The organism is Pseudomonas sp. RHF3.3-3, from assembly GCF_048069595.1.
GTDB classification, from domain to species: domain Bacteria; phylum Pseudomonadota; class Gammaproteobacteria; order Pseudomonadales; family Pseudomonadaceae; genus Aquipseudomonas; species Aquipseudomonas fuscovaginae_B.
Window position 1 is genome coordinate 1,976,735 of sequence record NZ_CP182250.1, and the last position, 13,782, is coordinate 1,990,516.

The 13,782-nt window shown below is 64.0% G+C and carries 10 protein-coding genes; 6 read left to right on the forward strand and 4 right to left on the reverse strand.

What is annotated here, in order from left to right; translation table 11 throughout:
- Positions 1 to 3 precede the first annotated feature (3 nt).
- From hrpA to ACMGT0_RS09105, 4 genes are all read left to right on the forward strand, one after another.
- Positions 4 to 3,915, forward strand: coding sequence for an ATP-dependent RNA helicase HrpA (hrpA, locus tag ACMGT0_RS09090; RefSeq protein WP_416772293.1), 3,912 nt, complete (start codon positions 4 to 6; stop codon positions 3,913 to 3,915).
- A 200-nt stretch (positions 3,916 to 4,115) separates the two neighbouring features.
- Positions 4,116 to 5,237, forward strand: coding sequence for a beta-ketoacyl-ACP synthase III (locus tag ACMGT0_RS09095; RefSeq protein WP_054064040.1), 1,122 nt, complete (start codon positions 4,116 to 4,118; stop codon positions 5,235 to 5,237).
- A gap of 284 nt (positions 5,238 to 5,521) precedes the next feature.
- A complete protein-coding gene (locus ACMGT0_RS09100; RefSeq protein ID WP_054058322.1) occupies positions 5,522 to 6,889 on the forward strand; it encodes an OprD family porin in 1,368 nt (455 codons plus the stop codon).
- A gap of 381 nt (positions 6,890 to 7,270) precedes the next feature.
- The gene (locus ACMGT0_RS09105) at positions 7,271 to 8,395 is read left to right on the forward strand and encodes a GNAT family N-acetyltransferase (protein WP_416772296.1); all 1,125 of its coding nucleotides are present in this window, start codon (positions 7,271 to 7,273) and stop codon (positions 8,393 to 8,395) included.
- Between the two features lie 15 nt (positions 8,396 to 8,410).
- Here the strand turns inward: ACMGT0_RS09105 and ACMGT0_RS09110 are convergent, their stop codons facing one another.
- The 4 genes from ACMGT0_RS09110 to ACMGT0_RS09125 all read right to left on the reverse strand — a co-directional run bounded on the left by ACMGT0_RS09110 (position 8,411) and on the right by ACMGT0_RS09125 (position 12,639).
- Entirely contained in the window at positions 8,411 to 10,243 is a 1,833-nt protein-coding gene (locus tag ACMGT0_RS09110) for an ABC transporter ATP-binding protein (RefSeq protein WP_054058320.1), read from the reverse strand.
- Between the two features lie 84 nt (positions 10,244 to 10,327).
- Complete coding sequence (locus ACMGT0_RS09115; protein ID WP_054064041.1) at positions 10,328 to 10,894, reverse strand: peptidylprolyl isomerase; 567 nt, start codon at positions 10,892 to 10,894, stop codon at positions 10,328 to 10,330.
- A gap of 3 nt (positions 10,895 to 10,897) precedes the next feature.
- Complete coding sequence (locus ACMGT0_RS09120) at positions 10,898 to 11,701, reverse strand: alpha/beta fold hydrolase (protein WP_054058318.1); 804 nt, start codon at positions 11,699 to 11,701, stop codon at positions 10,898 to 10,900.
- A gap of 14 nt (positions 11,702 to 11,715) precedes the next feature.
- Positions 11,716 to 12,639 (reverse strand): LysR family transcriptional regulator, encoded by a 924-nt coding sequence (locus ACMGT0_RS09125; protein ID WP_054064042.1) that lies wholly within the window; start codon positions 12,637 to 12,639, stop codon positions 11,716 to 11,718.
- A gap of 49 nt (positions 12,640 to 12,688) precedes the next feature.
- On the opposite strand from ACMGT0_RS09125, the gene ACMGT0_RS09130 reads away from it, so the two are divergent.
- A complete protein-coding gene (locus tag ACMGT0_RS09130; RefSeq protein WP_054058317.1) occupies positions 12,689 to 13,003 on the forward strand; it encodes a hypothetical protein in 315 nt (104 codons plus the stop codon).
- 147 nt (positions 13,004 to 13,150) lie between these two features.
- On the forward strand, positions 13,151 to 13,750 hold the full coding sequence (locus ACMGT0_RS09135; protein WP_054058316.1) for an FMN-dependent NADH-azoreductase: 600 nt from the start codon (positions 13,151 to 13,153) through the stop codon (positions 13,748 to 13,750).
- Positions 13,751 to 13,782: the final 32 nt, after the last annotated feature.

Genomic DNA, 13,782 nt, shown 5'->3' on the forward strand with positions numbered 1-13,782 from the left:
CCGATGACCGACGAATCGCCCACTATCGACCAACTGCTGAAAAACCTCGACCTTGCCATGATCGCCGACCGCCACCGCCTGCGGCGGCAGTTGCTCGACCTGCGCAAGAAACCCGATGAAGCCAGGCTGGCTCAGTGGGTCGAGAGAATGCAGGCTTCCTGCGCCCTGGTCACGGCGCGGCGCCAGAGCGTGCCGACGATTCGCTACGACGACAGCCTGCCCATCGCCGCCAAGCGCGACGAGATCAAGGCGGCGCTGCTCAAGCACCAGGTACTGGTCATCGCCGGCGAGACCGGCTCGGGCAAGACCACCCAGTTGCCGAAGATCTGCCTGGAAATCGGCCGCGGCCAGCATGGCCTGATCGGTCATACCCAGCCGCGGCGTATCGCTGCGCGCAGCGTGGCGAGCCGGGTCGCCGAGGAACTGGCGACACCGCTGGGCAGCCTGGTCGGCTACCAGGTGCGGTTCGAGGACCAGAGCGATTCCAACACCCTGGTCAAGCTGATGACCGACGGTATCCTGCTGGCGGAAACCCAGAACGATCGCTACCTCGAACGCTACGACACGATCATCGTCGACGAAGCCCACGAGCGCAGCCTGAACATCGACTTCCTGCTCGGCTACCTCAAGACCCTGCTGCCGCGGCGCCCGGATCTCAAGGTGATCATCACCTCGGCGACCATCGACCTGGAGCGTTTTTCGAAGCACTTCAACGATGCACCGATCGTCGAGGTGTCGGGGCGCACCTTCCCGGTGGAGACCTGGTACCGGCCGATGACTTCCGAGCAGGACGAGGAAGGCAACCGGGTCGAGGACGACCTCACCGTCGATCAGGCGATCCTCGCCACCCTCGACGAGATCGCCGCCCATGAGCGCCATGAGCGCAAGAGCCCCGGCGACGTGCTGGTGTTTTTGCCCGGCGAACGCGAGATCCGCGATGCCGCCGAGATGCTGCGCAAGGCCCAGCTCAAGCACACCGAGATTCTTCCTTTATATGCGCGGCTGACACCGGCCGAGCAGCAGCGGATCTTCCAGTCCCACGCGGGGCGTCGGGTCGTGCTGGCGACCAACGTCGCGGAAACCTCGCTGACCGTACCGGGCATCCGCTACGTGATCGACAGCGGCACCGCGCGTATCAGCCGCTACAGCTACCGCGCCAAGGTCCAGCGCCTGCCGGTCGAGGCGATCTCCCAGGCCAGCGCCAACCAGCGCAAGGGCCGTTGTGGGCGCGTCGAACCGGGGATCTGCGTACGCCTGTACAGCGAAGAGGATTTCAACGGCCGGCCGGAGTTCACCGATCCGGAAATCCTGCGCACCAACCTGGCGGCGGTGATCCTGCAGATGCTGCACCTGCGCCTGGGCGAGATCACCGCGTTCCCGTTCATCGAGCCGCCGGACGGCAAGGCCATCAGCGACGGCTTCAACCTGCTGCAGGAACTCTCGGCGGTTACCCGCGACAACCAGCTGACCCCGCTCGGCCGCCAGTTGGCGCGCCTGCCGGTGGACCCGCGCATGGGCCGCATGCTGCTGGAGGCGGCCAAACTCGGCAGCCTGCAGGAAGTGCTGATCGTCGCCAGCGCCATGTCGGTGCAGGACCCGCGCGAGCGCCCGCCCGAGCGCCAGCAGGCCGCCGACCAGGCCCACGCGCAGTGGAAGGACGCCGATTCGGACTTCGCCGGGCTGATCAACGTCTGGCGCGGTTTCGAGGAGCAGCGCCAAGCCCTCGGGGCGAGTGCCTTGCGCAACTGGTGCCGGAAGAACTTCCTCAATTACCTGCGCATGCGCGAATGGCGTGACTCCCATCGCCAACTGGCGCTGATCTGCCGCGACCTGCAACTGGCGATCAACAAGGAACCGGCCGACTATCCCAAGCTGCACAAGGCGGTGCTGTCCGGCCTGTTGAGCCAGATCGGCCAGAAGACCGAGGAAGGCGACTACCTCGGCGCGCGCCAGCGGCGCTTCTGGGTCCACCCGTCCTCGGGCCTGGGCCGCAAGCGGCCGCAGTGGCTGATGACCGCCGAACTGGTGGAAACCACCAAGCTCTATGCGCGCATGGTCGCCAAGATCGAGCCGGACTGGATCGAGCCGCTGGCCGGGCACCTGATCAAGAAGAACCACTTCGAACCCCACTGGGAGAAGAAGCGCGGCCAGGTAGTGGCCTTCGAGCAGATCAGCCTGTTCGGCCTGATCGTGGTCGGCCGGCGGCCGGTGCATTTCGGCCCGGTCGACCCGGTGGTTTCGCGCGAACTGTTCATCCGCGAGGCGCTGGTGCGCGGCGAAATCCAGTCCAGGGCCAAGTGTCTGGGCGCCAACACCCGCCTGCTCGAACAGCTCGATGAACTGGAGGCCAAGGCCCGTCGACGCGACATCCTCGCCGACGAGGAAACCCTGTTCGCCTTCTACGACGCGCGCCTGCCGGCGGAGATCCACCAGACCGCGACCTTCGACAGCTGGTACCGTGTCCACAGCCAGAAGAATCCGCAACTGCTGATCATGCGCGAAGAAGACGTGCTGGCCCGCGAGGCCAGTGAAGTCACCGCCGCGCAGTACCCGGACACCCTGCATCTGGGCGATCTGACCCTGGCGCTGAGCTATCACTTCGAACCCAACCACCCCCGCGACGGTGTGACCCTGCGCGTGCCGGCGCCGCTGTTGCCGATGTTGCCCGCCGAGCGCCTGGAGTGGCTGGTGCCGGGCCTGATCGAGGCCAAGTGCATCGCCCTGGTACGCAACCTGCCCAAGGCCCTGCGCAAGAACTTCGTGCCGGTGCCGGACTTCGTCAAGGCGGCGCTGCAACGCATCGACTTCGCCGAGGGTTCGCTGCCCCAGGCGCTGGGGCGTGAGCTGCTGCGCATGACTGGCGCGCGGGTCAGCGACGAGGCCTGGGCCGAAGCGGCGCAGCAGGTGGAAAGCCACCTGAAGATGAACCTCGAAGTGGTCGACGCCCAGGGCAAGTTCCTCGGCGAAGGCCGTGACCTGGCGGAACTGACCGCGCGCTTCGCCCAGGCCAGCCAGGCGGCGCTGGCCGTGCCGCAAACCGCGAAAAGCCAGCAGCCGGTGGAAGCCAAGGGTTTCGCCGCTGTCGCCGAGACCACCCAGCAGAAGATCGCCGGCCTGTCGATGACGGTCTATCCGGCACTGGTGGAAGAGGCGGGTACGGTCAAGGAAGGGCGCTTCTCCACCCCGGCCGAAGCCGAGTTCCAGCATCGTCGGGCGTTGCAGCGGCTGTTGCTGCAGCAACTGGCCGAGTCGGCGAAGTTCCTGCGCGGCAAGCTGCCGGGCCTGACCGAGCTGGGCCTGCTGTATCGCGAGCTGGGTCGTGTCGAAGCGCTGGTGGAAGACATCCTGTTGGCCAGCCTCGACAGTTGCATCCTCGACGGTGAAGACCCGCTGCCCCGCGACGGTGCCGGCCTGGCGTCCCTGGCCGAGCGCAAGCGCGGCCACTGGACCGAGCATGCCGAGCGCCTGGCACGCCTGACCCTGGAGATCCTCAAGCTCTGGCACGGCCTGCAGAAGCGCTTCAAGGGCAAGATCGACCTGGCCCAGGCGGTGGCGCTCAACGATATCAAGCAGCAACTGAGCCACCTGGTCTACGCCGGGTTCGTCCGGGAAACGCCGGGGCTCTGGCTGAAGGAATTGCCGCGCTATCTCAAGGCGATCGAGTTGCGCCTGGAGAAGCTGCCGGCCCAGGTGCAGAAGGATCGGGTCTGGAGTACCGAGCTGGGCGGCCTGTGGAGCCAGTACCAGGCCCGCGCGGCCAAGCATGCCCAGGAAGGCAAGCGCGACCCGCAACTGGAACTGTATCGCTGGTGGCTGGAGGAGTACCGGGTCTCGCTCTTCGCCCAGCAGTTGGGGACCCGGGCACCGATCTCGGACAAGCGCCTGAACAAGCAGTGGAGTCAAGTGGAAGCCTGACCATGGGCAAAGGCCCATTGATCTTCACAATGGGCCAAACTCCCGTGTTTATGGCACACTTCGCGGATAAATGCCCGGTTCAGCGATTGAGCCGCAAGAAAACCACCCGGCGTCATCCCCGTTGTCAGGGGTTGGCCTTTTTACATGTTGGTACGACTGTACCAATGCCTTCTGCCTGAACAGAACATAGAGGAACGACCGTGCATAACGTCGTCATCAGCGGCACCGGCCTGTACACCCCGGCCAACAGCATTTCCAACGAAGAGCTGGTGCACTCTTTCAATACGTATGTACAACAGTTCAATGAAGAAAATGCGGCGGCCATCGAGCGCGGCGAGGTTCAGGCCTTGACCGAGTCCAGCGCCGCCTTCATCGAAAAGGCCTCGGGCATCAAGAGCCGCTTCGTCATGGACAAGGACGGCATTCTCGATCCGCGGCGCATGAAGCCGCGCCTGCCCGAGCGCAGCAATGACGAGTGGTCGATCCTCTGCCAGATGTCCGTGGCCGCCGCCGAACAGGCCCTGCAACGGGCCGGCAGGACCGCCGCGGACATCGACGGGGTGATCGTCGCCTGCTCCAACCTGCAGCGCGCCTATCCGGCGATTGCCATCGAGGTCCAGGAAGCCCTCGGTATCCAGGGGTTCGGTTTCGACATGAACGTCGCCTGTTCCTCGGCGACCTTCGGCATCCAGAACGCCTGCAACAGCGTGCAACTGGGCCAGGCCCGGGCGATCCTGATGGTCAACCCGGAGATCTGCACCGGCCACCTGAACTTCCGCGACCGCGACAGCCACTTCATCTTCGGCGATGCGGCGACGGCGGTGATCATCGAACGGGCGGACCTGGCCACCTCGGCCCACCAGTTCGATATCGTCAGCACCAAGCTGCTGACCCAGTTCTCCAACAACATCCGCAACAACTTCGGCTTCCTCAACCGCGCGGGAGAAGAGGGGATCGACGCCCGCGACAAGCTGTTCGTCCAGGAAGGGCGCAAGGTGTTCCGGGATGTCTGCCCGATGGTGGCGGAGCTGATCAGCGAGCACCTGCAGGAGAACCAGCTGAATGTCGGCGACGTGAAGCGTTTCTGGCTGCACCAGGCCAACCTCAGCATGAACCATCTGATCGTCAAGAAACTGCTGGGTCGCGACGCCACCGCAGAGGAAGCCCCGGTGATCCTCGACACCTACGCCAACACCAGTTCGGCCGGTTCCGTGATCTCGTTCCACAAGAACCAGGACGATCTGGCGGCCGGTTCCCTGGCAGTGCTCAGTTCGTTCGGTGCCGGCTATTCGATTGGCAGCGTGATTCTGCGCAAGCGCTGATCGAGCGGCGGCATGTGGAAAAAGACAGCGTCGCGATAGTCTCAAAAAGCCACTACTGAAAGCGCAAAGCCCCGTAAACCGGGACTTTGCGCTTTTTTCTGTCGGCTCGAAAAAGTTCCGCTGTCATAAAAGCTTTATATAAAGGCAACGGTCCTGAAATAACCCCACGCCAAGATTCCCTCCCAACAAAGCGGGTCAGTCCCCGGCAACAGCCGTGCCCCCGCACGATGACAGCGGACGTCGCAAAAAAGACCCGAAGCGTTTGAATCCAGAGGAGCGAAACAATGAACAAGTGCACCTTGGCCCTGGCAGTGGCCGTAGGGGTTTTGTCCCAACAAGCATTTGCCGAGAGCCAGGCTGACGCCAAAGGTTTCATCGAAGGTGCTACGTCGACCCTGGGTCTGCGTAACTACTACATCAACACCGACAACCGCAGCGGCAAGCCGGCCCAGAGCCTGGTGTCGGAATGGGGCCAGGGCTTCGACCTGCGTTTCAACTCCGGCTACACCCAGGGCACCGTCGGTTTCGGTCTGGATGTGATCGCTCTGGAAGGTATTCGCCTGGATTCCGGTCGTGGCACCAACGGCGCCACCACCACTTCCTACGGCACCACCATGTTCCCGGCCGAATCCACCGATGGCAAGAACGCCAAGGCCGTCAACGATTTCGGCAGCCTGGGCGTGACTGGCAAGGTGCGCGTTTCGCAGACCGAACTGAAAGTCGGTACCCTGATGCCGAACAACCCGGTCATCAAGTACAACGACGGTCGCCTGCTGCCGCAGACCTTCACCGGTGGCGAGCTGAAGTCGAACGAAATCAAGGACCTGACCCTGGTCGCTGGCCAGGTGGAAGCGGCCAAGGGCCGTAACTCCAGCAACGACGAAGGCCTGTCCCTCGCCGGTGCCAACAGCCCGACCTCGAGCGGCCGTCGCAGCAACAAGTTCTACTACGGTGGTGCCGACTACAAGATCACCAAGGACCTGACCGCTTCGTTCTACCACGGCGAGCTGAAGGACTTCTACTCGCAGAACTTCCTGGGCCTGGTGCACAACTGGGCAATCGGCCCTGGCGTACTCAAGAGCGACCTGCGCTACTACCGCAGCCGTGACAACGGTGCCAATGGTGATACCAGCGCCTACTTCACCACGGGCTACTACGATGACAAGCCAGCCAACAGCCGTACCAAGGGCAAGGTCGACAACGACCTGTACAGCTACCTGGCCCTGTACTCGATCGAAGGTCATACCTTCGGTGCCGGCTACCAGTACACCAAGGGTGACAGCGACTTCCCTTGGCTGAACCAGGGTGACGGTTCGTCCAACAGCACCATCACCGACGCCCAGATCCAGAAGTTCGCCCGTGCTGGCGAGCGTACCTGGCAGGCTCGCTACGCCTATGACTTCGCCAAGGTTGGCGTACCTGGCCTGACCGCCGGCGTGACCTACCTGCACGGCGACAACATCCAGAACGCCGCGGGTGACCAGAGCGAGTGGGAGCGTGACATCAGCCTGGCCTACGTGATCCCGCAAGGCACCTTCAAGAACCTGGGCTTTGCCTGGAAAAACGCCATGTGGCGTACCAACTCGGCCGTGGCTTCCAGCACCCAGGACGAAAACCGCCTGATCGTCAGCTACTCGATTCCACTGCTGTAAGCACTGTTGTGTAAGCTCTTTTTCACTTCACGCCCTGCTCGGCACACTGCCGGCAGGGCGTTTTTTTGCCTTTTGCGCTGTCATTACGGACGTCTTCGCGGCGGTTCGGCGCCCCGACAAGCCCTGCTCCTACAGAGTCGCGTCTTGCACGAGTCCTGCACACGGCGCTGCCCTGTAGGAGCAGGGCTTACCCGCGAAGAGGCCCCCCACAATCGCTACAAGTCCCGTTAGCCCATCATCCGCAAATCATCTCTGCAACGTCTGTCTGAACTCGTTGCACCATGGTGTTCCCACCCCCGTCCCCAGTCCAATGAAATAGTTTTTAATCTCCTCTCCCTGCGCGATACTGCCCCGGCGAATGCACCTGCCCTGGGGATATCGATGCCGTTACAACGCCTGCAAAGCCTTGCCGAGATCGCGCCCGAGGATTGGGATGCGCTGGTGCCGTCGGGGCAACCCTTCCTGCGTCACGCCTTCCTCAGCGCCCTGGAGGACAGCGGCAGCCTCGGCGAGCGTTCCGGCTGGCAGCCGGAGCATCTGCTGCATATCGAGCAGGGGCGGCTGATCGCCGCGTTGCCCAGCTATCGCAAGTGGCACTCCTACGGCGAGTACGTGTTCGACCATGCCTGGGCCGACGCCTGCCTGCGTGCCGGTATCGCCTACTACCCCAAGCTGCTCACCGCCGTGCCGTTCAGCCCGGTCGGCGGCCCACGGCTGCTGGCGGCCAGCGCCGAGGACGGTGTCGAGTTGCTGTCGGCGTTGCCGGGCTATCTGGAGATCGAGGAACTGTCCAGCGCTCACATCAACTTCACCGACGCCCTGGCCGATGCCGCCCTGGCCGGGCAACCGGGCTGGCTGCAGCGCCTGGGTTGCCAGTACCACTGGCAGAACCGCGACTACCGGGATTTTCAGGATTTCCTCGACGCCTTGAGCTCACGCAAACGCAAGCAGATGCGCAAGGAACGCGAGCAGGTGTTGGCCCAGGGTTTCGAGTTCGAGTGGCTGGAGGGCAGGGCGTTGACGCAGGCGCAATGGGACTTCGTCTACGCCTGCTACGCCAACACCTACGCGGTGCGGCGCCAGGCGCCATACCTGACGCGGGCGTTCTTCAGCCTGCTGGCCGAACGCATGCCGGAGGCGATCCGGGTGGTCATGGCCCATCAGGGAGGGCGGCCGGTGGCCATGGCCTTCAGCCTGATCGGCGGCGACAGCTTCTACGGGCGCTACTGGGGTTGCCTGGCGGAGTTCGACCGCCTGCACTTCGAGACCTGTTTCTACCAGGGCATGGACTACGCCATCGCCCAGGGCCTGAAACGCTTCGATGCCGGAGCCCAGGGCGAGCACAAGCTGATTCGCGGCTTCGAACCGGTGATCACCCACTCCTGGCACTACCTGCGCCACCCCGGCCTCAAGGCGGCGGTGGCGGATTTCCTCGAACGGGAGCGGGTCGGCATCCTGGAATATGCCGAGCAGGCGAGGGCGGCGCTGCCTTACCGGCAGGCCTGACCCTCGAGGGCACGCTCAGTCGATCCCGACGAAGCCACCGGTCTGGTGCTGCCACAGGCGCGCATACAGGCCGCCGCGCGCCAAGAGCTCGGCATGGCTGCCGGTTTCGGCAATGCGCCCATGCTCCAGTACCACCAGGCGGTCCATGCGGGCGATGGTCGACAGGCGGTGGGCGATGGCGATCACCGTCTTGCCTTCCATCAGTGTTTCCAGGCTTTCCTGGATCGCCGCTTCCACTTCCGAGTCCAGCGCCGAGGTCGCTTCGTCCATGATCAGGATCGGCGCGTTCTTGAGCAGTACCCGGGCAATGGCGATGCGCTGGCGCTGGCCGCCGGAGAGTTTCACCCCGCGCTCGCCGACATGGGCATCGAAGCCGGTTCGCCCCTCGGCATCCGAGAGCAGTGGAATGAACTCGTCGGCCCGGGCCTTGAGCACCGCCTCGTAGAGTTGCGCATCGCTGGCATCCGGCCTGCCGTAGAGCAGGTTGTCGCGAATCGAGCGGTGCAGCAGCGAGGTGTCCTGGGTAATCATGCCGATGTGCTCGCGCAGGCTTTCCTGGGCGACCTGGGCGATGTCCTGGCCGTCCACCAGGATGCGCCCGCCCTGTAGGTCATACAGGCGCAGCAGCAGGTTGACCAGGGTCGACTTGCCGGCCCCGGAAGGGCCGATCAGGCCGATCTTCTCGCCCGGGCGAATGGTCAGGTTGAGGTCCGAGATCACTCCGCTGCGCTTGCCGTAGTGGAAATCGACATGCTCGAAACGCACCTCGCCACGGCTCACCGCCAGGCGTGGCGCCTGTTCGCGGTCGGTGACGGTGATGGGCTGGGCGATGGTCTGCAGGCCGTCCTGGACCATGCCGATGTTCTCGAAGATGCCGTTGACCACCCACATGATCCAGCCGGACATGTTGACGATCCGGATCACCAGGCCGGTGGTCAGGGCGATGGCGCCGACCGACACCAGCGACTGCGTCCACAGCCACAGCGCCAGGCCGGTGGTGGTGACGATCAGCAGGCCATTCATGCTGGTGATGGCGACGTCCATGCTGGTGACCACCCGTGATGCCAGTTGGGTCTTCTCGGTCTGCTCCACCAGCGCCTCGCGGGCGTACTGCTGCTCGAAATGGGTGTGGGCGAACAGCTTCAGGGTGGTGATGTTGGTGTAGCCGTCGACGATCCGCCCCATCAGCTTGGAGCGCGCGTCGGAGGACTCCACCGAGCGCTGCTTGACCCGCGGCACGAAGTAGTAGAGCGCACCGCAGTAGCCGGCGAGCCACAGCAGCAGCGGGATCATCAGGCGCCAGTCGGCTTCGACGAACAGCACCAGCGCACTGATCACGTAGATCAGCACGTGCCACAGCGCATCGACCGCCTGCACGGCGGAGTCGCGCAGCGAGTTGCCGGTCTGCATGATGCGCTGGGCGATGCGCCCGGCGAAATCGTTCTGGAAGAAATTCAGGCTCTGGCGCAGCACGTAGCTGTGGTTCTGCCAGCGGATCAGGCTGGTCATGCCCGGGCTGATGGTCTGGTGCACCAGCAGGTCGTGCAGGCCGAAGAAGATTGGCCGCAGCACCAGCGCGACCACCAGCATCCACAGCAGCTCGCCGCCGTGCACCGAGAAGAACTCGGTATTGGGCGTGCCCTGGGCCAGGTCGATGATCCGGCTCAGGTAGCTGAACAGGGCCACTTCGATCAGCGCGGCGAACAGCCCGACGATCAGCAGGGCGACGAAGCTCGGCCAGACCTGGCGCAGGTAATACAGGTAGAAGGGCAGGACCTTGTTCGGAGGCGCGGCGGTGGGAGCGTCGCGGAAGATGTCGATCAGTTGTTCAAAGCGACGATAGAGCATGGGGTCTGATGCCCGTCGATCGGGCTCTCCTTGGAGGTGAAGCCGCGCCGGCCGGGGCTTCCTGCCCGCGGCCGGCTGCTGCCGTTAGTCGATGCGCTTGGCCGACTTGATGTACACCGGGTCCACCGGCACGTCGGACATGCCCTGCTTGTTGGCGGTCGGCGAGTTGACGATGATGTCGACCACCTCCATGCCCTTGACCACCTTGCCGAACACCGCGTAGCCGGCGTCGCGGCCCGGGTCGAGGAAGTCATTGTCCTTGACGTTGATGAAGAACTGGCTGGTGGCCGAGTTCGGGTCCGAGGTCCGCGCCATCGCCAGGGTGCCACGCACGTTGTGCAGGCCGTTGCTGGCTTCGTTGCGGATCGGCGCCTGGGTCGGTTTCTGCACCATCTGCGCGGTGAAACCGCCGCCCTGGGCCATGAAGCCCGGAATCACCCGGTGGAAGATGGTGTTGTTGTAGAAACCGCTGTCCACATAGGACAGGAAGTTCTTGGTACTGATCGGCGCCTTGACCGGGTCCAGTTCGATTTCGATGGTGCCGTTGGTGGTCACCAGTTGCACGTGAGGCGCCTTGGTCGCCTCGGTGGCGGCCATCAGGTTGGCGGCGAACAGGACGGAGCCGGTGAACAGGGCGATTTTTTTCAGCATGGTTCAGTGATCCTGGGTGGTGGTTTCGACTGCGCTCAGAAACTCGAGCAGGGTCCGGTTGAAGACCTGGGGTTGGTCCAGTGGGGTAGCGTGACGGGAGTCGGCGATGACTACCAGTCGGGCATCGGGAATAAGTTTGACATAGCTTTGCTTGAGCGAGACCGGCGTGTAGTCCCGGTCGGCGCTGACGATCAGGGTTGGACAGGTAATCGCCGACAGTCGTTCCTGCACGCCCCAACCGACGATGGCGTCGAAGCTGGCGAGATAGGCGCGCTTGTCATTGCTGGCCCAGCGCTCGGTCATCTTGCGGCGCAGTTCGGCCTGTTCCGGCTTGGGGAACAGCATGGAGCCGAGGGCCCTGCCGATGCTGTTGAGGCTCAGCAGGCGCGCCAGGCTCCAGCGCTTGGCCCACTGCCAGTAGTCGTTGGCGCTGCGTACCTTGACCTCCGGGGCGCTGTTGACCACGCACAGGCTGCGCAGCAGCCGGGGGCGGTCGACCGCCAGCTGGAAACCGATCATGCCGCCCATCGACAGGCCCACCAGGTGTGTCGGGCCCAGCTCCAGGTGCTCGATCAACGCCACCACGTCGGCGGTGAAGCCGGCGATGCTGTAGCGCTGGCGCGGCTTGTCGGAGCGGCCGTGGCCACGGATGTCGACGACGATCACCCGGTAGTGCTCGGCCAGTACCGGCACCTGCAGTTCCCAGTCCTGGCCGCTGGAGCCCAGGCCGTGGACCAGCAGCACCGGAGTACCCTGGCCATGCTCTTCGTAGTGCAGCAGGCAACCGTCGTGTTCGAAATAGGCCATCGGTCAACGTCCTGTCAGGCTTGCAGGGGCGCGGCGAACGGTGCGTCCAGCGGCGCGGTGTCGAAAGTGCGCAGCAGCTCGACGAGAATCTGCGTGGCCGGCCCCAGGGGTTTGTCCTTGTTCGAGTACAGGAAGAACGTCGGGTGGCGGCTGCCGCCCTGATCCAAGGGTAGTTGCTTGAGCAGCCCTTCGCGGATTTCCCGCTCGATCAGGTGGCGCGGCAGCCAGGCGAAGCCCAGGCCATTGCCGACGAAGGTGGCGGCGGTGGCCAGGCTGCCGACGGTCCAGCGCTGTTCGGCGCCGAGCCAGCCGACGTCCCGTGGCTGCTGGCGCCCGGAGTCGCGGATCACCACCTGCAGCTGGCTTTCCAGGTCCTGGAAGGTCAGTTGCCGTTGCAGGCGGTGCAGGGCGTGTTCCGGATGGGCGACGGCAACGAACTCCACCGCGCTCATTTCGGTACCCAGGTAGCCGGGGATATTGAAGCTGCTGATGGCCAGGTCGGCGACGCCTTCAAGCAGCACCTCCTCGACCCCGGACAGCACTTCCTCGCGCAGACGCACCCGGCAACCGCGGCTCTGCGGCATGAACGCGGTCAGCGCCCGCACCAGCCGGGCGTTGGGGTAGGCGGCGTCGACCACCAGGCGAACCTCGGCCTCCCAACCCTGCTCCATGTGGTGCGCCAGGTCCTCGAGCTGGCTGGCCTGCTTGACCAGTTGCCGCGAGCGCCGCAACAGCACCTCGCCGGCTTCGGTCAGCACCGCCTTGCGCCCGTCGATGCGCAGCAGCGGCACGCCGAGCTGATCTTGCATGCGGGCCACGGTGTAGCTGACGGACGACTGCGAGCGGTGCAGGGCTTCGGCCGCCTGGGCGAAGCCTCCGTGATCGACCACGGCCTGCAACGTTCGCCATTGATCGAGGGTCACGCGGGGCGCTTTCAAGTTGGGTTCCTCTTGTCCTAAGCTGGCGGTCCACATTGGAGACCGTCGAATGAGAAAGTTCTGTTGCGTATTGCTGGCCCTGCTGCCGGTCAGTGCCCTTGCCTACCCGATCGATGTCGAGAAACAGCTCAATGGCCTGAGCATCGACTACACGGCCCATGACACCGACCAGGACATCGGCTCCCTCCAGTTGAACAACTACGGCAAGACCGATGCGGTGTGCAAGGTGGTCTTCATCAACGGTCCCGAGGCGCCGAAGACCCGCCAGGTGGAGGTATCGGCCGGGAAAACCGTGAACGTCACCGCCAAGTTCAACCGCAAGATCATCCGGCTGCGAATGAACCTCAGCTGCACGGCGAAATGAAAGCACGGGCGGGTTACCGACAAGCATGCGCTTTCTATTAACAAATTTATAGATAGATTGAAGCAGATTTTTCCGCTTTTTAATCGATATAGTCCTGTTTAATCTTTGCTCCATCGACTTAACGCCTTCACCGATGGAGCACTTCCCATGTCCCGCGTACTGATCATCGAAAGCAGCGCCCGCCAGCAAGACTCGGTTTCCCGTCAACTGACCCAGCAATTCATCAGCCAGTGGAAAGCCGCGCATCCCGCCGACGAAATCACTGTAAGGGACTTGGCGCAGAACCCGGTGCCGCATCTGGACATCAACCTGCTGGGTGGTTGGATGAAGCCGCAGGAACAGCGCAATGCGATAGAACAGGCGTCTCTGGAGCGCTCCAACGAACTGACCGACGAACTGCTGGCCGCCGACGTGCTGGTGCTGGCCGCGCCGATGTACAACTTCGCCATCCCCAGCACCCTCAAGGCCTGGCTGGACCACGTGCTGCGTGCCGGCGTGACCTTCAAGTACACCGAAACCGGCCCTCAGGGCCTGCTGACCGGCAAGCAAGCCTACGTGCTGACCGCCCGTGGCGGGCTGTATGCCGGTGGCACCCACGATCATCAGGAACCCTACCTGCGCCAGGTGCTGGCCTTCATCGGCATCCATGACGTGGACTTCATCCATGCCGAAGGCCTGAACATGGGCGGCGACCTCCACGAGAAGGGCCTGAACCAGGCGAAAGCCCGTCTGGCCCAGATTGCCTGAGGTCTTAATCTTCAGCTAATCGCGAAGGGGTT